Genomic DNA, 783 nt, shown 5'->3' with positions numbered 1-783 from the left:
GCACACCGTGCCGTATCGGGCCAACATGTGGGCGCTGCGCAAGCTCGGCGTGCGCCGGGTCTTCGGTCCGTGCGCCGCCGGCAGCAGCACGTCGACGCCGACCACGTCGTGTCCCGCCGCCCGCAGCGCCGCGTCCACCCGCGAACCGATGAAACCGGCGGCCCCCGTTAGCAATACCCTCATGGCAGCTCGAGGGGCAGCGTGACGCCGGTGTGCGGCAGGCAGTGCGTGCAGTTGCGTTCGTCGGCGACCCGGCCAATCGCCTCGCGAACCAACTCCTTGAACGGCCCGATGTTCTTCTCGAATTCGGCGAACACCTGGACGGTCGTCACGCCCTCGCCGACCGCGACACCGGCGTCCAGGTCGGTGACCAAAGCGATTGCCGCATAGCACATTTCAAGTTCCCGGGCGAGCACCGCCTCCGGGTAGCCGGTCATGTTGACGAGAGCGAACCCGGCGGATGCGAACCACTGGCTTTCCGCACGCGTGGAGAACCGCGGCCCCTGGATCACCACCATGGTGCCGCCGTCGACGACATTGGGCAGGGCGGTGACCGCGGCGCGCAGTGTGGGGCAGTACGGGTCGGCGAAGTCGACATGGATGCCGCCGGAGTCGAAGTAGGTGTCGGGGCGGCCGCTGGTGCGATCCACCAGCTGATCGGGCACCACCACCGCGCCCGGCCCCGCGTTGAGGTTCAGGCTGCCGACGGCGCACGGACCGAAGACCCGGCGCACGCCGAGCTTGCGCAGCGCCCACATGTTGGCCCGATACGGCACGGTGTGC

At 69.5% G+C, this 783-nt stretch carries 2 protein-coding genes; both read right to left on the bottom strand.

Translation table 11 applies throughout. The features are described from left to right. On the bottom strand, positions 1-183 hold a 183-nt coding region (locus tag A5711_RS26700), incomplete at its 3' end, for an NAD-dependent epimerase/dehydratase family protein (RefSeq protein ID WP_231987399.1). Continuing rightward, on the bottom strand, positions 180-783 hold a 604-nt coding region (locus tag A5711_RS01165), incomplete at its 5' end, for an S-methyl-5'-thioadenosine phosphorylase (RefSeq protein ID WP_067943268.1). The genes A5711_RS26700 and A5711_RS01165, both read right to left, overlap by 4 nt.

The organism is Mycobacterium sp. E2238 (assembly GCF_001672665.1).
Taxonomy (GTDB): Bacteria; Actinomycetota; Actinomycetes; order Mycobacteriales; family Mycobacteriaceae; genus Mycobacterium.
This window is presented reverse-complemented; position numbering and strand designations above follow the sequence as displayed.